This window comes from Devosia sp. J2-20 (assembly GCF_055808475.1).
The window spans coordinates 3131639-3151469 of record NZ_CM147870.1; the positions used below are offsets into that span (position 1 = coordinate 3131639).

Here is a 19831-nt window from a genome sequence, read left to right on the forward strand (position 1 = left end):
AAACCGTGGGCTGATTTTCAGGGGGACGTGACGATGGCTGGAAACAAGAAGGTTGGCAGTGTCGCCTATGCGACACGCGACAAGAGTTATTTCGAAGAACGCGGCCTGACCCGCTATGCGGGCATCTGGTCACTTTGGGCGCTGGGCGTGGGCGCGGTGATCTCGGGGCATTTCTCGGGCTGGAATTTTGGCTTCGCCACCGGCGGCTGGGGCGGCATGGTCGTGGCAGCCGGCATCATCGCGGTGATGTATCTGGGGCTGGTGTTCTGCATTGCCGAAATGAGCCCCGCCCTGCCCCATACCGGGGCGGCCTATTCATTCGCCCGCACCTCAATGGGGCCGTGGGGCGGCTTCATTACCGGGCTGTTCGAGAACGTCGAATATGTGCTCACCCCCGCTGTGGTGGTGACGTTTATCTCGTCCTATTTCAGCGCCATTGTGGGGCTGGATGCGGCGTGGCTACCCATCATATGGGTGGTGTTCTATGCCATTTTCCTGGCGCTCAACATCTATGGCGTGGCGCTCAGCTTCCGGGTGACACTGGTGGTGACGCTGGCCTCGCTGGCCGTGCTGATCGCCTTCTGGATCAGCGCCATTCCCAATATCGACTTCTCGCGCTGGGCGCTCAATATCGCGGCCGATGGCAGCGAACTGCCAGAGGGTGGCGGCTCACTGTTCCCGTTCGGATTTGGTGGCGTGCTGGCCAGCCTGCCCTTTGCGGTCTGGCTTTTCCTGGCCATCGAGCAATTGCCACTGGCTGCCGAGGAATCGGTTGATCCCAAGCGCGACATGCCGCGCGGCATCTTGCTGGGCATGGGCACGCTGATCATCTCGGCCTTCATGATCATGCTGCTCAATCCATCGGTGATCGGGGTCGGTGCCTTTGCGCTGGGCTCGTCGGGCGAACCGCTGCTGGATGGTTTCCGCGCCATCTATGGCACCAGTGGTGCTGTCGTGCTGGGCCTGATCGCCATGATCGGGCTGATCGCCTCGTTCCACACCATCCTGTTTGCGCAGGGGCGGCAGGTCTATTCGCTGAGCCGGGCGGGCTATTTCCCCTCGGCGCTGTCGGTTACCCATGGCAAGCACAAGACCCCGCATATCGCCATGATGAGTGGCGCGGCGCTGGGCCTGACCGTGATGCTGATCATCTGGTTTGCCAATGGCGGCGGCGGGGCTGAAGATAGTCAGCAGGGTGACGACATCATCGGCACCGTACTGCTCAACATGGCCGTGTTCGGCGCCATGCTCAGCTACATCATGCAGGCTCTCAGCTTCATCCTGCTGCGCCGCAACCAGCCCAATATGGAGCGTCCGTTCCGCTCGCCCCTGGGCATTGGCGGGGCCAGTGTCACTATCATCATTGCCGCGATCACCCTGTTCTACCAGATGCAGGATCCCAACTTCTTCAAGGGCGTGATCTGGGTGGTGTTGTGGTGCGCGGTGGGCATCGCCTATTTTGGCCTGATCGGCCGCAACAAGCTGATCCTGTCGCCCGAGGAAGAATTCGCCCTCGAACATAAGGCCTGAGGCCAAACGGGCGTCCGGCCTGTCCGGGCGCCCCATCATCCGGGAGACTGAGCGCATGAGCTATTCACTGGCCGACCTCAAACAGGACGTTGCCGCGGGCAATATCGACACCGTCCTTGTCGCCTTTCCCGATATGCAGGGCCGCATGATCGGCAAGCGCTTTCAGGCCGAGTTCTTCCTCGAAGTGGCCAATGACGAGACCCATGGCTGCGACTATCTGCTGGCCGACGATATCGACATGGAGCCGGTGCCCGGCTATGCCGCCGCCAATTGGGGCAAGGGCTATGGGGATTTCGTGATGAAGCCCGATCTGGCCACGCTGATGAAGGCGAGCTGGCTCGAAGGCACTGCCATCGTGCTGTGCGATCTGAGCGATCATCACCATCACGAGCCCATCCCGCACAGCCCGCGCGCCATTCTCAAGGCGCAGCTGGATCGGCTGGCGGCCATGGGCTACACGGCCAATGCAGCGACCGAACTGGAATTCTACCTGTTCGACGAGACCTATCGCTCGGTGCTCGAAAAGGGTCACGCCAAGCTGCAGACGGCGGGCGACTATATTCAGGATTACCACATCTTCCAGACCACCAAGGAAGAAGGGGTGATGCGGGCGCTGCGCAAGCATCTGCAGGCCTCGGGTATTCCGGTGGAATCCTCCAAGGGCGAATGGGGCCCGGGGCAGGAAGAAATCAACGTCAAATATTGTGACGCCCTGACCATGGCCGACCGCCATGTGGTGCTGAAAAATGCCACCAAGGAAATCGCATATGCTCAGGGCAAGTCGGTAACCTTCATGGCCAAATGGCATTACGAGCTGGCAGGCTCGTCGAGCCATATCCACATGTCGCTGGCCGATCTGGATGGCAAGCCGATGTTCCCGGACTCCAGCGATGATCGCGGCATGAGCGATCTGATGAAGCACTTCATGGCCGGGCAACTGGCCTATGCGCGCGACATCACCTATTTTCTGGCGCCCTATATCAATTCCTACAAGCGCTTCCAGGCCGGCACGTTTGCGCCCACCAAGGCGATCTGGTCGCCGGACAATCGCACCGCCGGGTTCCGGCTATGTGGCGAGAATTCCAAATCGATCCGCGTCGAGTGCCGCATGGGCGGGGCTGATCTCAACCCCTATCTGGCCATGGCCGCGCTGATCGCTGCGGGTATCAAGGGCATTGAGGAAAAGCTGGAGCTGAAACCCGCCTTTGTTGGCGACGCCTATGTCAGCGAGCAATTGCCCGAGATCTCCAAGACCCTGCGCGAGGCCACCGACTGGCTGCGCCGCTCGGAGATGCTCAAATCGGCCTTTGGCGAAAACGTGGTGGCCCATTATGTGCACACCGCGGAGTGGGAGCAGCTCGAATATGATCGCCGGGTGACCGACTGGGAGTTGAAAAGAGGGTTCGAACGCAGCTAGGTCTCCCTGCTGCCACAGAAGCCTGATCATACTCGGTGTCGCCCCGGCCTTGAGTCCGGTGCCCATCCCGAGATCGCACCGCCGCCGCAAGGTCGCTCGAACGAACCACCTCGCGGCAAGACAGAAATTCCAGGATGTATCCCGGCTCAGGGCCGGGATGACACTGTGGGTTGAACGAGTTCGGAACACATGACTGACACCGTAAAAATCATCTCGCCGGTCGATGGCAGCGTCTATGCCGAGCGGCCACTGGCCAGCGGCGTCGACATTGAAACCGCAGTCATTCGCGCGCAGATGGCGCGGCGGGCCTGGGGTGAAACCACCCTGGCCGAGCGCCAGAAGATCGTCAGCCATTTGGTCGACGCGCTGCTGCTGATGAATGACGAGATTGTGCCCGAACTCGCCTGGCAGATGGGCCGACCGGTCCGCTATGGCGGCGAAAAGGGCGGCGTTGAAGAGCGCGCGCGCTACATGATCGGGCTGGCCGACAGCGCCTTGGCACCAATCGCGCTGCCGCAAAAGGATAATTTCACCCGCTACATTACCCGCGAAGCGCTGGGTATCGTGCTGGTGATTGCGCCGTGGAACTACCCGTTCCTGACGGCGGTCAATTCCATCGTGCCCGCGCTGGTCGCGGGCAATGCGGTCATCCTCAAGCATGCCAGCCAGACCCTGTTGGCCGGCGAGCGTTTCGCGCTGGCCGCCGAGCAGGCGGGGCTGCCCGCCGGGCTGTTCCAGAATCTGGTGATGGGTCATGCCGATACCGAGACGCTGATCGGCTCGGGGCAGATCGACCATATCAATTTCACCGGCTCGGTTGAGGGCGGTCGTCGCATCGAAAAGGCTGCGGCGGGCACCTTCGCCACGCTGGGGCTGGAGCTGGGCGGCAAGGACCCTGCCTATGTGCGGGCCGACGCCAAGATCGAGCATGCTGTTGAAAGCCTGGTCGATGGGTCATTCTTCAACTCTGGCCAGAGCTGTTGCGGCATTGAGCGCATCTATGTGCATGGCGATGTCTATGACCGTTTTGTCGATGAGTTCGTAGAAGCCGCCAGCGGCTGGACGCTGGGCAATCCGTTCGATGCCGACACCATGGTAGGGCCGATGGCGCGCGGCAGCTTTGCCGATCATGTGCGCCAGCAGACCGAAGAGGCCGAACGCGGCGGCGCGGTGGCGCGGCTCAATACCCGCCACAAGCTGGACGTACCCGGCTCGCCCTATCTGACGCCGGAGGTGCTGACCGGGGTCAATCACCAGATGAGCGTGATGCGCGAGGAGAGCTTTGGCCCGGTGGTGGGGATCATGAAGGTGGCCGATGACGCCGAAGCCATCGCGCTGATGAATGACAGCCCCTATGGGCTGACCGCCTCGATCTGGACCAATGATCTGGACGCCGCGGCGCAACTGGGCAGCCGCATTGAAACCGGCACCGTGTTTGCCAATCGCTGTGACTATCTTGATCCGGGCCTGGTCTGGACCGGGGTCAAGGACACCGGCAAGGGCGGCAGCCTGAGCGAAATCGGGTACGCCAATCTGACCCAGCCAAAATCCTACCACTTGAAGCGGGTGTAATCGACATGACCAAAGCCAACTGGAATTTCCCCACCGCGATCAAGTTCGGCCCCGGCCGCATTGCCGAGCTACCCGAGATCCTCAAGGAAGCCGGGATAACCAAGCCCTTGCTGGTGACCGATGCGGGGCTGGTCAATCTGCCGGTCACGCAGAACACCATCGCCCTGCTCAAGGATGCGGGCATACCGGTGGGCGTGTTTGCTGAGGTCAAACCCAATCCGATCTCGGCCAATGTCGAGGCGGGCATCAAGCAATTGCGCGAGGGCGGCCATGATGGCGTCATCGCCTTTGGCGGCGGCTCGGGGCTCGATGCGGCCAAGGTCATCGCCTTCATGGCGGGGCAGACCCGGCCAATGTGGGACTTCGAGGATATTGGTGACTGGTGGACCCGCGCGGACCCCGCCGGCATCCTGCCCATCATTGCCGTGCCGACCACTGCGGGCACCGGTTCGGAAGTCGGTCGCGCCGGGGTGATTACCGACGAGACCACGCACACCAAAAAAGTGATCTTCCACCCGCTGATGATGCCCAAGGTTGTGATCGCCGACCCCGAACTTACCGTTGGCATGCCCGCCTTTATCACCATCGGTACCGGCATGGATGCGCTGGCGCATTGCCTCGAAGCCTATTGCGCGCCCGGCTATCACCCGATGGCCGATGGCATTGCCGTCGAAGGCATTCGGCTGGTGCTGGAGAACCTGCCCAAGGTGGTGGCCAATCCCAGTGATCTTGTGGCGCGCGGTCACATGATGAGCGCGGCGGCCATGGGCGCCACCGCCTTCCAGAAGGGGCTCGGCGCCATTCACGCGCTCAGCCATCCAGTCGGCGCGCTTTATGACACCCATCACGGCATGACCAATGCGGTATTCATGCCCTATGTGCTGATCGTCAACAAAGCCGCGATTGAAGCGCGCATCGGCCGACTGGCCGGTTATCTGGGGTTGTCACCAACCTTTGAGGCATTCCAGCATGCGGTGATCGGGCTGCGCCTGCGCCTGGACGTGCCGCACACGCTGGCCGAGTTCAACGTCGACAGCGCCAGGCGCGAGCTGATCGGGGACATGGCCATTGTCGATCCGACGGCTGGCGGCAATCCGATCAAGCTGACAAAGGAACTGGCGCTGGAGATCTTTGATCGGGCCATGGAAGGCCGGGTCTAAGGGGGAGCCCCCACCCAACCTCCCCCTGAGAGGGGGAGGGGCCGCTCCACTCATGGGCGCTATCTCACACCAAACACCAAACTAACTTCCTCCCCCTTCAGGGGAGGCTGGGTGGGGGTGCCTAACCCACAACACCCTTGATCGTCTCGACCACGCCATCATCGAACAGGGCTTCGAGATGGGTAACGACAGCATCGCCAAAGGCCTGGTTGTCGGCCAGATCGGTACCAAACACTTCATTGAGCGCCACCAGACCGACATAGAGTGCTTCGGCATCGTCGCCGGCTTCGGCGGCAATGGCCATCATGCGCATGGCGAGCGGATCGCGCACGTCGATGTTCTCGCCCTTTTCGTCAATGCCCACGACATAGCGCATCCAGGCGGCCACACCGAGCGCCAGCCGCTCGAAGGGCTGATCGGCCGCCAGCCGATCGCGAATGGTGCCGAGCAGGCGCTGCGGCAATTTCTGGCTGCCATCCATGGCGATCTGCCAGGTGCGGTGCTGCAGGGCCGGATTGGCGAAGCGCGCCAGCAGCTGGTCACGATAGGCGCCCAGATCGGTGCCGGGCATGTCCAGCGTTGGCATGGCTTCCTCGGTCATCAGACCGTGGATCAGCTTGTGGAAGGCGGGATCGGCAATGGCCTGCGAGACATATTTATGGCCCGCCAGATAGCCGAGATAGGCGATTGTCGAGTGGCTGCCATTGAGCATGCGCAGCTTCATGCGCTCGAAGGGCTCGACATCCTCAACCAGCTGCGCGCCGACCGTTTCAAACGGTGGACGGCCCTGGGGGAACTTGTCCTCAATCACCCATTGGGTGAAGGGCTCGGTCATGATCGGCCAGGCGTCGTCAGCCCCGATAAGACCGGCAATGGTATCGCGATCAGCATCGGTGGTGGAGGGCACGATGCGGTCCACCATGGTGCCGGGGAAGGCGACGTTCTGCATGACCCAGTCGCCCAGCATCACATCGCGCAGGCTGGCAAAGCGGGTGACGATGCGCTGCACCGTCTCGCCGTTCGATGGCAGATTATCGCAGCTCATCACCGCAAAGGGCGGCACGCCAGCGGCATGGCGGCGGGCCAGCGCTTCGACCAGCATGCCCGGCGCGGATTTCGGCGCAGTCGGGTTGGCCAGGTCGTGGGCAATATCGGGGTGACGTTCATCGAGCTCGCCCGTTGCCGGATCGTGGCAATAGCCCTTTTCGGTGACGGTCAGCGACACAATGCGGATTTTTGGATCCGCCATCAGCGCCAGCAATTCTTCGCGCTGGGTATTGGCGTCGAGCACGCTCAGGATCGAGCCGATGACGCGGGGATGGGTGCCCTGGGCGTCGCGCACCGCAATGGTGTAGAGGCCGTCCTGGGGTTCAAGCGCATCCTTGGTATCGGGGCGGCGCAGGCTGGCGCCGACAATGGCCCAATCGGGATGGTCCTTGAGCAGATCATCGACATAGACCGCCATATGGGCGCGGTGAAAGGCGCCAATGCCCAGATGCACAATGCCGGGAGTGAGTGTGCTGCGATCGTAATTGGGCACAGCCACCCCGGCGGGAATGCTGTTGAGGGTCTTGGCGCTCAGACGCGACATGGAAATCTCCGGCGAAACAAATTTGGCGGCACCATAGTGCCTTCTGATCTTGTATGGAAGATAGTGACTTGCAGGCAAATGGGCTTTACCGGCATAAGCCTGACACACGCAAGGAGGGCAAGGGCTTGGTACAGCATCGCTTCGTCAGCATCGGTGAATGCATGATCGAAATGAGTGGCGGCGAGGATCGCCAATATCGCCTCGGCTATGCCGGCGATACGCTCAACACCGCCTGGTATATGCGTGCCCTGCTCGGCGATGACTGGTCGGTCGACTATTTCACCGGGCTGGGAGCTGACAAATACTCTTCCGACATCAAGGCCTTTCTCGACGCCAATGGCATTGGCACCAGCCATATTCGCACCGTGCCCGATCGCCGTCCCGGCCTTTACATGATCCATCAGGCCGACGGGGATCGCCACTTCACCTATTGGCGCGACACCTCCGCTGCCAAGCTGCTGGCCGATGACAAGGACGCGCTGGCCAAGGCCGTTGAAGACGCCAGCATGGTATATATTTCGGGCATCACGCTGGCCATTCTGGCGCCCCGCGCCCGCGGCCGCCTGCTCGGCGCTGTGGTGCGGGCGCGCGACAATGGCGCCAAGGTCGCTTTCGACACCAATCTGCGCCCTGCCCTGTGGACCAGTCCGCGTGTGATGGCGGGCGTGCTGACCGCGGCAGCAAGTCTGTGCGATATCGTGCTGCCCACCCATTCCGATGAAGCGCCGCTGTTTGGCGACAAGAATGTCGACGAGACGGCGGACCGCTATCTCGAACTGGGTGTGGAAGAAGTGGTAGTCAAGGATGGGGCGGGCGAAGCGCTGATCGCCACCGCCCATGAGCGCGTCCGTGTCGCGCCGCCTACCGCCAAAAGCGTTGTCGATGCCACGGGCGCCGGCGACAGCTTCAATGGCGCCTATCTCTCGGCGCGCCTGGCCGGCAAATCGCTGCGCGAAGCTGCCGAAGCAGCCCACCGCGTCGCGGGCATCGTCATCGGCCAGAAGGGCGCGCTGGTTGATCCCAAGCTGGTGTCGCTCTAGGGGTTGCGCGTCTCAGTAAACCCGATCACCCTGCTCTGCCATATAGGCTTGTTCCTCAGGCGTGCTGGTGCGCCCCAGCGCCTTGTTGCGGAACGGGAAGCGGCCAAAGCGGGCGATGGTATCGCGGTGGCCGGTCATGAATTTCTGCAGATTCTCGCTGAAGCTGGCGAACAGCTTGACGCCCTCCTCCTGCAGCACCAGCGACTCGGCGTGCATGAAGGGCATGTAGAGGAACATGGCATGGTCCTGATCGAGCCCCTGATCGGCCCCGGCAGCAATCGCCTCCTGGGCCAGCGCCACGGCCATCTTGTCCTGTGCGAAGGCCTGTGCTGAACCACGGTGCAATTGCCGGGAAAACTGATCGAGCACGATGATCTCGGCCAGCCGCCCATCAGACGTTGCGCGCCACTGCCAGGCCTCGGCCCGCGCCACGGCGGCGTGGGTTTCGGCGAACTCGGCGGCCAGCGCCGCGTCAAACTCGGCCTTGCCGCCAAACCAGTCGTCGCTGCCATGGCGGACAAACCAGAAATCGATGACGTCCTGAGCGTTGCGCATGGGGCCTCCTAGAGCGTGATGATGGCCTTGATCAGCCCGGATCGGTCATGGGCCCATTTCGGCATATTGGCGGGCACATCATCAAAGCTGGTGGCGTGCGTGGCAAGCCTGTCGGTGGGCACGTTACCATTGGCGATGTGGGTCATGACATGGTCGAAATCTTCCCGCGTGGCATTGCGCGAGGCGCGGATGGTCAGTTCGCGCTTGTGGATTTCGGGGTCTTCCCAGGCCAGTGTACCCTTGACCACGCCGACCAGCGTCAGCGCGCCACCATTGCGGCAATAGCCGACCGCCTGGTTCATGGCGGGGATGGCGCCGGTGGCGTCAAACACGGCATCAAAACCGGTCGCCATGCGCGTCTTGAACTCTGCGCCATCACGAGCGTCGAGCGCTACTGCGCCAAAGCCGAAATCGCGCGCCACGTCCAGCTTGTCGGCCGCAGCGTCCAGAATGGTCACCTCAGCGCCGGCAATGCGGGCAAAAAACGCCACGCCCAGTCCGATGGGACCGCCGCCCACCACCAGAACGCGCCAGCCCGGCTTGAGCTCGGTACGCCGCACCGCGTGCGCGCCAATGGCGAGGAATTCCACCATGGCCGCATCGCGCAGGCTGAGCCCCTTGGCGGGGTAGAGATTGGCCTCGGGGATGACGATCTCTTCGGCCATACCGCCATCGCCATGCACGCCGATCACCGTCAGGCTCTCGCAGCAATTGGTCTTGCCTTCGGTGCAGGCGGGGCACTGGTAGCAGGGCAGATAGGGGTTGATCACCACCGCGTCGCCATCGCTCAGGCTGGCCGCGCCATTGGCGTCGAGCACGACGCCGGACAGCTCATGGCCCATGATGATGGGATATTGCAGGAAAGGGTGCTTGCCCTCGAAGATATGATAGTCGGTGCCGCAAATGCCGATATGGCGAATGCCCACCCGCACCCAGCCGGGCTTGAGCGCCGGCGCTGCAATATCGACCAATGCCAGTTCACCCGGCGCGGCGCAGGAAATGGCCCGCATGAAAAAATCCTCCCGATTACTCACCGGAAGGACTAACATGTCAGTCAGTCGCTGACCATGATCTGAATACGATTGCCGGAAGGGTCCTGGGTCTCGATGCTGTTGCCCAGCGCTTCAATGGGGGCACCAGCCTGCTGCAGGCGCGCCCTGACCTGATCGAGCGTGGCGGCGTCGGGCAACACGATGGTGAACCAGCGCAGACCGGCCGTGCCGGCAGCCGGCAGGGTGGCATTGGGGCCCGACCAGACATTGAAGGCCAGGGTATGGGGCATGTAGTCGAGCCCGACATCGCCCATGCCGAAGGAATCGATCAGCAGAAAGCCGGCAAACCCGATAACGTCACGGTAGAAACCCATGGCCTGATGCAGGTCTTTGACATGGACATGGACATGGCCGATGCGGGTGCCGGCCGGCATGCGGGCGGCAAGAACGGGCTGCGCACCCAGTTCAGCGAGCAGGCCGTCCAGATCGATCGGATCGCGCCCCGAATGGGGCTTGCCATCAGCCGTGATGGCATAGGTCTCGCCCTTGTCGGGATCACCAAGGCTACCGCGCCAGGGCGTCTCGAAGGTGATCTCGATGCCATTACCGTCCAGATCCCAGAGATAGATGGCTTCAGACACCAGATGATCGGTGGGCGAGATGCGGACATTGCGCTGCATGGCGCGCACGGTCATTTGCGCCAGATCAGCGCGTTGCGGCACGTGGATGGCGACGTGATACAGCCCGATGCTGCGAGGCGTCACAGGCGCGGTGGCACCGGTTTCGAGCACGATCAGCGGCTTGCCACCAGCGCCCATGGTCAGGGCGCCACCGCTTTCGGCAAGCAGCTCAAGCCCGACCACGTCCTGCCAGATGGCCAATGCCCGGGCACGGTCGGTCACCGCGATATGGACGGTGCCCAGCGTGGTGGTCAGCGGCAGCAATGGGGCAGACTTCACATTGGTCTGCATGGATGTATCAATCATGGCACGCTCCTGCATTGCCGGGAAACCTGACCCTTACATAGGCCCCTGCGGTGGCAAAGAGCAGGGCCGATTCCACGAACAGTGCGGACGATAGAGTGCATTGAAACACCCGGGCCAAGGAACCTTGGGGCCCGCCATGACTTGGGTCAGGAGCGTTACAGGCAATAGGGAGCCAAACATGCAGTTTTCCGACAAGGTCGCTTTGGTCACCGGTGCCGGATCGGGCATTGGCAAGGCCACGGCACTGCGGCTGGCCAAGGGTGGCGCGCGCGTCGCCGTGCTCAGCCGGACCGATGAGGAAATCAATGCCACCCGAGACGAGATCGTGGAGGCTGGCGGGCAAGCCATGGCGGTGTCGGCCGATATATCGGACCCCGATGGCATGCGCGCCGCGGTCGACCGGATCATGGGAGATTGGGGCCAGATCGATATCGTGGTGGCCAATGCCGGCATTAACGGGGTCTGGGCCCCGATCGACGAATTGATGCCCGATGAGTGGGACAAGACCACGACCACCAATCTGGGTGGCACCTATCTCACGCTGCATCTGACAGTACCCCATCTCAAGCGGGCTGGCGGCGCCATCATCATCGTGTCGTCAATCAACGGCAATCGCACTTTCACAAGTGCCGGCGCCACGGCCTATGCCGCGACCAAGGCGGCGCAGGTGGCGATGGCCCAGCAATTGGCGCTCGAACTGGGCCCGCACAAGATCCGGGTCAATGCTGTGTGCCCCGGGGCCATCGACACGCAGATCGACGACAACACCGACAAGCGCAATGTCGCCGCCGCCGAGATCCCGGTCGAGTTTCCCGAGGGGGACATTCCGCTTACAGGCGGCGAGCCGGGCAAGAGCGGGGACGTTGCCGAAACCATTGCCTTTCTGGCCTCGGACGCGGCGCGGCATATCACCGGCGTGCCGGTCTATGTCGATGGCGGCCAGTCGCTGCTACGCTAAGGTCAATGCAACGATCCGTGCCCGCCGGGCCCGGCCCCACCAGGAGACAATAGATGACCAAGATCATGTATACCGCCAAGGCCACCTCAACCGGTGGCCGTCAGGGCCACGGTGCCACCGATGACGGGGTGCTCGATGTCACCCTGACCTCGCCCAAGGAGATGGGCGGCGACGGCGCGCGCGGCACCAATCCCGAGCAGTTGTTCGCGCTGGGTTACTCGGCCTGTTTTCTGGGCGCCATGAAGGGCGCGGCCCGCAAGTCCGGCGACACCATCCCTGATGATGCGACGGTCACCGCCGAAGTCAGCTTCCGCGACCGGCCCGATGGCGAAGGTTTCTGGATCCAGGCAGCGCTCAAGGCCCATGTTCCAGGGATGGACAAGGCCAAGGTCGAAGACATTGTCAAGCGGGCGCACATCATCTGCCCCTATAGCGAAGTCAGCCGCAAAGGCTTTGAGGTGACGCTCGACGTCGTCTAGCGCCTCACCAAAAATACAAGACGCCGGGACCATGATGGCCCCGGCGTCTTTGTTTGGGTCAGGCGACGTTGAGGCCCTTGGTCAGCTCGAGCGCCTGACGCTCGAACAGTCCGCGATAGATGCCGCCCTTGAGCTTGATCAGCGCCTGATGGTCGCCCTCTTCGGCAATATGCCCCTTGTCGAAAACCAGCAGGCGATCGAGTGCCCGCACCGTCGAGAGGCGATGGGCAATCACCAGCGTGGTCCGACCCACCATCAGGCGCTCCATAGCCTCCTGAATCTGGGCCTCGCTTTCGCTGTCCAGGCTCGAAGTGGCCTCATCCAGGATCAGGATCGGTGCATCGGCCAGGAACGCGCGGGCAATGGCCACGCGCTGACGCTCGCCACCCGACAGCTTGACCCCGCGTTCACCCACCAGCGTCTCGTAGCCCTTGGGCAGGTCGAGAATGAAGTGGTGGGCATTGGCCTGGCGCGCCGCCAGCTCGATCTGGGCGCGCGAGGCACCGGGACGGGCATAGGCGATGTTCTCGGCCAGGGTGCGGTGAAACAGGATCGGCTCCTGCTGCACAATTGCGATCTGGCCGCGCAGGCTGGACTGCTGCACATGCGCAATGTTCTGGCCATCAATGGTGATGGCGCCGTCATTGACGTCATAGAGCCGCTGGATCAGCTTGACGAAGGTCGTCTTGCCGGACCCCGAATGGCCCACCAGACCCACCCGCTCGCCCGAGGCAATCTTGACCGAGAAGTCCTTGTAGAGCGGCGTTGGATGGCTGCCATACTGGAACGTCACATTGTCAAAGGCGATGGCGCCGGCACCGATCTGGATGGTGCCGGCATCGAGATGATCCTCAATGCCCAATGGCTGATCGCCCAGGGCAACCAGTTCTTCCATATCGTTGACTGAGCGCTGCAGATTGCGGATGTGCTGGCCGACATCGCGCAGATGGCCCTGCAGTACAAAGAACATGGTCAGCACGAAGGTGATGTCGCCCGGCGTGGCCAGTCCCTGCTGCCACAACAGCAAGGCCGTGCCCAGAATGGCAGTCTGCATGGCGGCCATCATCAGGCCCTGCGCGCCACCATTGATCGTGCCGCGCTGCCAGAGCCGCCGCGTGCGCTTGCGCCATTTGCTGACGACGCGCTCGAGAATGTCTTCCTCGCGGGCTTCGGCGCCGAATGCCTTGACCACCGAGTTGCAGCTGACCGCATCGGCCAGCGCGCCGCCCATCTTGGTGTCCCAGGCATTGGCCAGTGTCCCCGAAGGCGCCACGAAGCTGACGGAAAGCCAGACGGTGATCACGATGTAGATCAGCGAGCCGGCACCCACCACCAGCCCCATGACGGGCCAGGCAGCACCCAGGATCACCGTGGCGCCCACCAGCATGGTGATCGAGGGCAACAGAGCAATCAGCAGCGTGTCATTGAGCAGGTCCAGTGCGCCAGAACCACGGGTGATCTTGCGCACGGTCGAGCCGGCAAAGCTGTTGGCATGCCAGTCGGTCGAGAAGCGCTGTACACGATGAAAGGCGCTGGCGATGATGTCCTTCATCATGGTCAGGGTGAAGGTGATGATGTTGAAATAGATGAACTGGCGCAGCACGACAGAGCACAGATAAAGCCCGGCCATGGTCCAGAATGCGGTTACGGCCGGAATCCAGAACGCGTCATTGGTGCCGCTGCCCGAGGCGACGGCATCGACCAGACGACCGGCAAAGATCGGGCTGAAGGCCTCGGCCAGCGTAGCGCTGAGCACCAGCAGGGCAATGAAGGCGGCCCGCAGGGGCTGCTTGGCCCAATGGCTGAATGTGTAGCCGAGCACATCGCGGAACGCGTCGGCCCGGAAATCGAGTTTCTTGCGACTCATATGGCAGCCCGGTTCCGTTTTCCGGTGACCGGCCCTCAAAAACATCAAAGATGAAAGGCACAGCCGGAACGGGGCAGAATGATCCCGTCAGATCAAGGGGGCTGTGATGGAGATACCGCGGGCGGCTGGCCGGTTCGGCGGGCCGCGAAAGGCAATGGGCTTAGGCCCGGTGCTTGCCTGCGGGGAGTTCGATGAATGTTACTGTCATACAACGCCTCCCTTGTTGGTGATCTGAAGCGGTTCACGATTGATACGCAAAGCGACCGCGCTTGCCAACGGGGCAAGCACGGCAAAGGTGCAAGTGATGCAGGAAAGCCACAAGGGCCCGGAGGGGGCGGCCAGGCCGCGCCCAGACCGGGCTGTGGTGGCGGTTCTAGTGCTGCTGTGGCGTCAGTTCGATATTGCGGGTTGACCAGGCGGCATAGGCCAGACCAGCCATGAACACGCCGAACATGGCAACGACAACGCTGAGAATGATGGGAAGAGTGATGACCATTTTTATGCTCCTGTCCTAACGGGCGCATATTTGCCAGCGGGCCGCGCCAGCGACCTTGATTCAGGTCAATAAACTTTGGATTCAGCGCAATAAATTTTGCCCTTGCGCTGGGTGGCGCAGAGGTCGCGGCGGGACTAGGCTCCCGCCAATCGATTCAAAACCAAGAGGCTTTTGCCCAAATGACCATTGATCCCGTCAAGCTCGACAAGCTCGCCCAGGTTGCCATCAAGGTGGGGCTGCAGCTCGAAGAAGGCCAGGATCTGGTGATGACCGCGCCGCTGACCGCCGCGCCGCTGGTTCGCCGGATCACCGAGCACGCCTACAAGGCCGGTGCCGGTGTCGTGACCACCATCTATTCGGATGAAGAAGCCACTCTGGCGCGCTACAAATACGCCAATGATGCCAGCTTCGACAAAGCTGCCGGCTGGCTTTATTCGGGCATGGCCGAGGCCTTTAAAGGCAATGCGGCGCGGCTGGCGATTGCCGGCGACAACCCCATGATGCTGTCCGGCCAGGACCCCGAAAAGGTCAGCCGTGCGCAGCGCGCCAATTCGGCAGCCTACAAGCCTGCGCTGCAGCTGATTACCGGCTTTGATATCAACTGGAACATTGTGTCCTACCCCAGCGCCGCCTGGGCCAGGCTGGTCTTCCCCAATGACAGCGAAGAGGTCGCGGTCGGCAAGCTGGCCGATGCGATCTTCAAGGCCAGCCGGGTTGACGTCGATGATCCAATCGCCGCCTGGGCCGAGCACAATGCCAATCTCAAGGCGCGCTGGACATGGCTGAACGGAAAATCATTCTCGTCGCTGAAATATACCGGTCCGGGCACCGATCTGACTGTTGGTCTGGCCGATGGTCATCGCTGGAAGGGTGGCGCATCCGAAGCCAAGAACGGGGTGACCTGCAATCCCAATATTCCGACCGAGGAAGTGTTCACCACCCCGCACCGCTCGCGCGTTGAGGGTCACGTGGCGGCCACCAAGCCGCTAAGCCATAACGGCACACTAATCGAAGAGATGCAGGCGCGCTTTGAAGGTGGCCGACTGGTCGAACTCAAGGCCTCCAAGGGTCAGGACATCTTCAACAAGGTGCTCGATACCGATGAGGGTGGCCGTCATCTGGGCGAAGTGGCCCTGGTGCCGCATTCCTCGCCGATCTCCGCCTCGGGCATTCTGTTCTTCAACACACTCTATGATGAGAACGCCTCGTGCCACATTGCGCAGGGCCAGTGCTATTCGGACTGTTTTGAGGGCGGCAAGGACCTGTCCCAGGCCGAGATCAACCAGCGCGGCGGCAACAGCTCCAACATCCACATCGACTGGATGATCGGCTCGGACAAGATCGACATTGATGGCGTTCATGCCGATGGCACTGTCGAGCCCGTCATGCGCAAGGGCGAGTGGGCATTTTGAGCCAGGACACACAGATGACAGGCCAGGCGATCGACACCATGGAAGAACTGGTGACGCAGTTGATTGCAGCCCATGACGGCGGCGCGCGTATCAGCGCCGTCGCTGAGAGCCTGACCCCAGCCGACATGGCTGGCGTCTACGCCATGCAGGATCTGATCATCGCCCGACTAGGTCCAGTGGGTGGCTGGAAGGTCATGGCCGGTGGGCAGGGCGAGCCAATTTGTGCGCCCATTCCGGCCAACCGCTATTTTGCCAATGGGGCAGCGCTGGATTCAACCAGGCACGGCTTCATCTTTCCCGAAGTGGAAGTGGCGGTTACCCTGGGCCAGGACCTGCCCGCCGGATCAGACGCGGCTGCCGTTGAAGCAGCGATTGCTAGCCTGCACCCGGCTCTCGAAATGGTGGCGAGCCCGTTTGTCGACCGCGATGCCATCGCCCATAACGTCAAGCTGGGCGATCTGCAAAGCAATGGTGCGGTCGTGGTCGGTCCCGTCCTTGATGGGGCGATCAAGTCCGAGCTGAGCACCCTGTCCGTCACGCTGCTGTTTGACGGCGTTGAGTCTACAGCGGGCGCCTCGGGCGCGAACTGGTCCGATATCTTGGCGGCCTTGGGCTGGCTCGCCAGCCACGCCGCAGCACGCGGCTTGCCGCTCACGGCCGGTCAGGTGATCATCACCGGATCGCGCGCCCTGGGCCCGCACGGCGCAGCCCAGTCCATCGAAGGCCGCATGGGCGCCTGGGGTTCAGTCACCGCTGCCATGCGCTATTGAGAGCACAATCAGATTGATTGCCTTGAACAACCGGCCGATCCCCTCGGCCGGTTGTTTCGTTTCAGCCTAGGCCGTCCAGCCACCATCAATGATGTGCACCTGACCCGTCGTATAGGTCGCGCCAGCCAGATAGACCGCCAGATCCGCCACTTCGTCCGGGCGCGCAATGCGGCCGATGGGCTGGCGGGCGATGAAGGCCTTCTTGGCTGCTTCGAAGTCACCTGTGGCGTGCCAGCGTTCATGCAGCGAGGGGCTGTCCACCGTACCGGGGCAAATCGCGTTCACCCGGATATTGGAAGTGGTGTAATCGGCTGCTACCGATTTGGTCAGGCCCACCACGGCCGCCTTGGAGATGGTGTAGGCTGCGCGATTGGGCACGCCCTTCACCGAGCTGGCCACGGTGGCCATATTGATGATGGCGCCGTCCTTGCGCTCGAGCATTTGCGGCAGCACTGCCTGGATGGTGCGGATCTGCGCCTTGATGTTGAGATCGAAGGCAAAGTCGAGATCGCTATCGCTCATTTCGAGCACGCTGCCGGAATGGACCACGCCAGCGCAGTTGAACAGCACGTCGATGCGGCCGATCTCGGCCACGGCCTGCTTGACGGCATCGGGCGACAGCACGTCGAGCCGACGGGTGGTCACACCGGCCATGCCATCGAGTTCGGCGAGCTTTTCGGTGTTCACATCAGTGGCGATCACGGTGGCGCCAGCCTTGACGAAGGCTTCAACCGAGGCGCGGCCAATGCCCTGGGCAGCGGCGGTGATGAGAACGATCTTACCGGTAATGTCGGCCATGCCTGAATTCCTATTGTAGTGTTATGCGGCTGCCCTCGACCGCGAGGCGATCAATGGCTTCAAAGTTCCAGGCAATGCCCAGTCCCGGCGCGTCCGAGGGGATGGCGCGGCCCTGCTCAATGGTCATGCCCGTGGTGGTGAGGCTGTCGAGCTGGGGAATATACTCCACCCAGCGCGCATTGGGCACGGCTGCACACAGCGAAACGTGCAATTCCATCAAGAAATGTGGGCAGACGCTGATATTGAAGGCTTCGGCCATATGCGCCACCTTGAGCCAGGGGGTGATGCCGCCAATGCGCCCGACATCCACCTGGATGATGGACGCAGCGTGGCGCTGCAGATATTCGCGGAAATGGCTGACCGAATAGAGGCTCTCGCCCACCGCGATGGGCAGGCTGGTCTGCTCGCTCAGGCGCACATGGCCCGAAATATCGTCGGCCGGCAGCGGCTCTTCGAGCCAGCCGATATCGAGTGGCTCATAGGCCCGAGCGCGGCGAATGGCTTCGTCTACGGCAAAGGCCTGATTGGCGTCGGTGAAGATTTCAAAGCCGGGGCCCACCGCCTCGCGGACAGCGGCAATGCGCGCCACATCTTCATGGATTGGCCGACCGATCTTGAGCTTGCAGCCGCCAAAACCGTCGGCCTTGGCGCGCAGGGCGTCTTGAACCAGCGCGGGCTGCTCGATATGCAGCCAGCCGCCTTCGGTGGTGTAGAGCGGGATGCTGGCCTGGGCCCCACCCGCCAGCTTGTGCAGCGGCAGGCCCAGCTTGCGGCATTTGAGGTCCCATAGCGCGGTGTCGATGGCCGCCATGGCAATAGCGGTCAGCGCGCCCACCGTGGTGGCATGGGTGAGAAACAGCAGGTCGCGCCAGATGGCTTCGATGTCATAGCCATCGCGGCCGATAATAGCCGGGCCCAGCGTGCGCTCGAGCAGCGCCATCACCGAGGGACCGCCGGTACCAATGGTATAGCTATAGCCGGTGCCCACGACGCCATCGGCGTCGGTGATGCGCACCATGGGCGTCTCCTGAGAGACAAAGCTCTGAATGGCGTCGACCCGCTTCACCTTGGGCTTGAGGTCGACCATGAGCAGTTCGACACGGACAATCTTGGCCATGACTAGGCGACCACGCGCTTGCCGGATGCCTTGTCAAAGACATGCAGGCGGGTCAGATCGAGGGTGAAATCAAGCGTCTCGCCGGGGGCGACGACGCGCGGATTGAGCATTTTGCCCTGCACGTCCATACCGCCCATTTCGACGAAGATGATGGTCTCTGTGCCCAGCGGCTCGGCGATGATGACATTGCGCTGCAGCGGCATTGCCGCCCCATCGCCATGCAGCGCATGACCCTTGGGCGCAAGACTCTCGGGCCGGAAGCCGAGCACGATTTGCTGGGATTGGCTGACTGGCAGACCCGCTGGCAGCGGCACTTCGAGCCCATCGCTGAGCCGGGCCTTGCCATTGCTGACCACGGCATCGAGCAAGTTCATGGGCGGGCTGCCGATAAAGCCGGCGACGAACACATTGGCGGGCTGTTCGAACACTTCGCTGGGCGTGCCGATCTGCTCGATATCGCCGTCGCGCATGATCACGATACGGTCGGCCAGCGTCATGGCTTCGACCTGATCATGGGTAACGTAGATCACCGTGGTCTTGACCCGCTGGTGCAGCTTCTTGATCTCGACACGCATCTGGCCGCGCAGCTTGGCGTCCAGGTTGGAAAGCGGTTCGTCGAACAGGAACACATCGGGATTGCGCACAATGGCGCGGCCCATGGCGACACGCTGGCGCTGACCGCCCGACAGGTTGGCCGGTAGGCGATCCATATAGGGGCCGAGGCCGAGAATATCGGCGGCGTCATCGACGCGCTTGGTGATTTCGGCCTCGCCCATATTGGCGATCTTGAGCCCGAAGCCGAGATTGTCGCGCACCGTCATATGCGGATAGAGCGCGTAGCTCTGGAACACCATGGAGATGTTGCGCGCACGCGGCGGCAGGTCGTTGACCACCCGGTCGCCGATCGAAATCGTGCCCCCGGTGATTTCCTCGAGCCCCGCGATCATGCGCAGCGTGGTGGACTTGCCGCAGCCCGAAGGCCCCACCAGAACCACGAATTCGTTGTGGGCAATCTCTAGATCGATGGCGTGCACCGTCTCCAGTTTGCCATAGCTTTTGCTGACCTTGTCCAGACGAACCTGTGCCACCGA

At 62.4% G+C, this 19831-nt stretch carries 18 protein-coding genes; 9 read left to right on the top strand and 9 right to left on the bottom strand.

From position 1 onward, the window contains the following. Positions 1-33 precede the first annotated feature (33 nt). From AC0L37_RS15445 to AC0L37_RS15460, 4 genes are all read left to right on the top strand, one after another. Positions 34-1530, top strand: a complete 1497-nt coding sequence (locus AC0L37_RS15445; RefSeq protein ID WP_212659599.1) for an amino acid permease — start codon at positions 34-36, stop codon at positions 1528-1530. A 55-nt stretch (positions 1531-1585) separates the two neighbouring features. Beyond that, complete coding sequence (locus tag AC0L37_RS15450; RefSeq protein WP_282222724.1) at positions 1586-2947, top strand: glutamine synthetase family protein; 1362 nt, start codon at positions 1586-1588, stop codon at positions 2945-2947. 189 nt (positions 2948-3136) lie between these two features. Continuing rightward, a complete protein-coding gene (locus tag AC0L37_RS15455; RefSeq protein ID WP_282222723.1) occupies positions 3137-4519 on the top strand; it encodes an aldehyde dehydrogenase family protein in 1383 nt (460 codons plus the stop codon). After that, the gene (locus AC0L37_RS15460) at positions 4519-5679 is read left to right on the top strand and encodes an iron-containing alcohol dehydrogenase (RefSeq protein ID WP_473315434.1); all 1161 of its coding nucleotides are present in this window, start codon (positions 4519-4521) and stop codon (positions 5677-5679) included. The genes AC0L37_RS15455 and AC0L37_RS15460 overlap by 1 nt, the downstream gene beginning before the upstream one ends. A 121-nt stretch (positions 5680-5800) precedes the next feature. Here AC0L37_RS15460 and AC0L37_RS15465 read toward each other — a convergent pair whose 3' ends face one another. Then, positions 5801-7270 (bottom strand): mannitol dehydrogenase family protein, encoded by a 1470-nt coding sequence (locus tag AC0L37_RS15465; protein WP_282222721.1) that lies wholly within the window; start codon positions 7268-7270, stop codon positions 5801-5803. Positions 7271-7395: 125 nt separating this feature from the next. Here AC0L37_RS15465 and AC0L37_RS15470 point away from each other — a divergent pair, with 125 nt between their 5' ends. Then, positions 7396-8310 carry a sugar kinase gene (locus tag AC0L37_RS15470; protein ID WP_282222720.1) on the top strand — a complete coding sequence of 305 codons (915 nt, stop codon included), beginning with the start codon at positions 7396-7398 and terminating at the stop codon, positions 8308-8310. A 12-nt stretch (positions 8311-8322) separates the two neighbouring features. Here AC0L37_RS15470 and AC0L37_RS15475 read toward each other — a convergent pair whose 3' ends face one another. Genes AC0L37_RS15475 through AC0L37_RS15485 form a run of 3 tightly spaced genes read right to left on the bottom strand, consistent with a single transcriptional unit; the run spans position 8323 to position 10843 of the window. Then, on the bottom strand, positions 8323-8865 hold the full coding sequence (locus tag AC0L37_RS15475; protein ID WP_212659593.1) for a DUF924 family protein: 543 nt from the start codon (positions 8863-8865) through the stop codon (positions 8323-8325). An 8-nt stretch (positions 8866-8873) separates the two neighbouring features. Beyond that, on the bottom strand, positions 8874-9875 hold the full coding sequence (locus AC0L37_RS15480; RefSeq protein WP_282222719.1) for a zinc-binding alcohol dehydrogenase family protein: 1002 nt from the start codon (positions 9873-9875) through the stop codon (positions 8874-8876). 44 nt (positions 9876-9919) lie between these two features. Beyond that, positions 9920-10843, bottom strand: a complete 924-nt coding sequence (locus tag AC0L37_RS15485; protein ID WP_282222718.1) for a VOC family protein — start codon at positions 10841-10843, stop codon at positions 9920-9922. Between the two features lie 178 nt (positions 10844-11021). Between AC0L37_RS15485 and AC0L37_RS15490 the strand changes: the two genes are divergently transcribed. After that, positions 11022-11801, top strand: coding sequence for an SDR family oxidoreductase (locus AC0L37_RS15490; RefSeq protein ID WP_269370728.1), 780 nt, complete (start codon positions 11022-11024; stop codon positions 11799-11801). 53 nt (positions 11802-11854) lie between these two features. Continuing rightward, positions 11855-12280: an organic hydroperoxide resistance protein gene (locus AC0L37_RS15495; protein WP_212659589.1), complete on the top strand. Its 426-nt coding sequence runs from the start codon at positions 11855-11857 to the stop codon at positions 12278-12280. 58 nt (positions 12281-12338) lie between these two features. Here AC0L37_RS15495 and AC0L37_RS15500 read toward each other — a convergent pair whose 3' ends face one another. Then, positions 12339-14147: an ABC transporter ATP-binding protein gene (locus tag AC0L37_RS15500; RefSeq protein WP_282222717.1), complete on the bottom strand. Its 1809-nt coding sequence runs from the start codon at positions 14145-14147 to the stop codon at positions 12339-12341. Between the two features lie 373 nt (positions 14148-14520). Next, positions 14521-14643, bottom strand: a complete 123-nt coding sequence (locus AC0L37_RS15505) for a hypothetical protein (protein ID WP_269370722.1) — start codon at positions 14641-14643, stop codon at positions 14521-14523. Between the two features lie 179 nt (positions 14644-14822). Between AC0L37_RS15505 and AC0L37_RS15510 the strand changes: the two genes are divergently transcribed. Together AC0L37_RS15510 and AC0L37_RS15515 are read left to right on the top strand one after the other, a co-directional pair. Next, positions 14823-16055 carry an aminopeptidase gene (locus AC0L37_RS15510; protein ID WP_269370721.1) on the top strand — a complete coding sequence of 411 codons (1233 nt, stop codon included), beginning with the start codon at positions 14823-14825 and terminating at the stop codon, positions 16053-16055. A gap of 14 nt (positions 16056-16069) precedes the next feature. Next, positions 16070-16825 carry a fumarylacetoacetate hydrolase family protein gene (locus AC0L37_RS15515; protein WP_282222716.1) on the top strand — a complete coding sequence of 252 codons (756 nt, stop codon included), beginning with the start codon at positions 16070-16072 and terminating at the stop codon, positions 16823-16825. Between the two features lie 66 nt (positions 16826-16891). Here the strand turns inward: AC0L37_RS15515 and AC0L37_RS15520 are convergent, their stop codons facing one another. The 3 genes from AC0L37_RS15520 to AC0L37_RS15530 are packed head-to-tail and all read right to left on the bottom strand — an operon-like array spanning position 16892 to position 19828. Further along, positions 16892-17623, bottom strand: a complete 732-nt coding sequence (locus tag AC0L37_RS15520) for an SDR family oxidoreductase (protein ID WP_282222715.1) — start codon at positions 17621-17623, stop codon at positions 16892-16894. A 10-nt stretch (positions 17624-17633) separates the two neighbouring features. Next, positions 17634-18740: a mandelate racemase/muconate lactonizing enzyme family protein gene (locus AC0L37_RS15525; RefSeq protein ID WP_282222714.1), complete on the bottom strand. Its 1107-nt coding sequence runs from the start codon at positions 18738-18740 to the stop codon at positions 17634-17636. Between the two features lie 2 nt (positions 18741-18742). Then, complete coding sequence (locus AC0L37_RS15530) at positions 18743-19828, bottom strand: ABC transporter ATP-binding protein (RefSeq protein ID WP_282222713.1); 1086 nt, start codon at positions 19826-19828, stop codon at positions 18743-18745. Between the last annotated feature and the right edge of the window lie 3 nt (positions 19829-19831).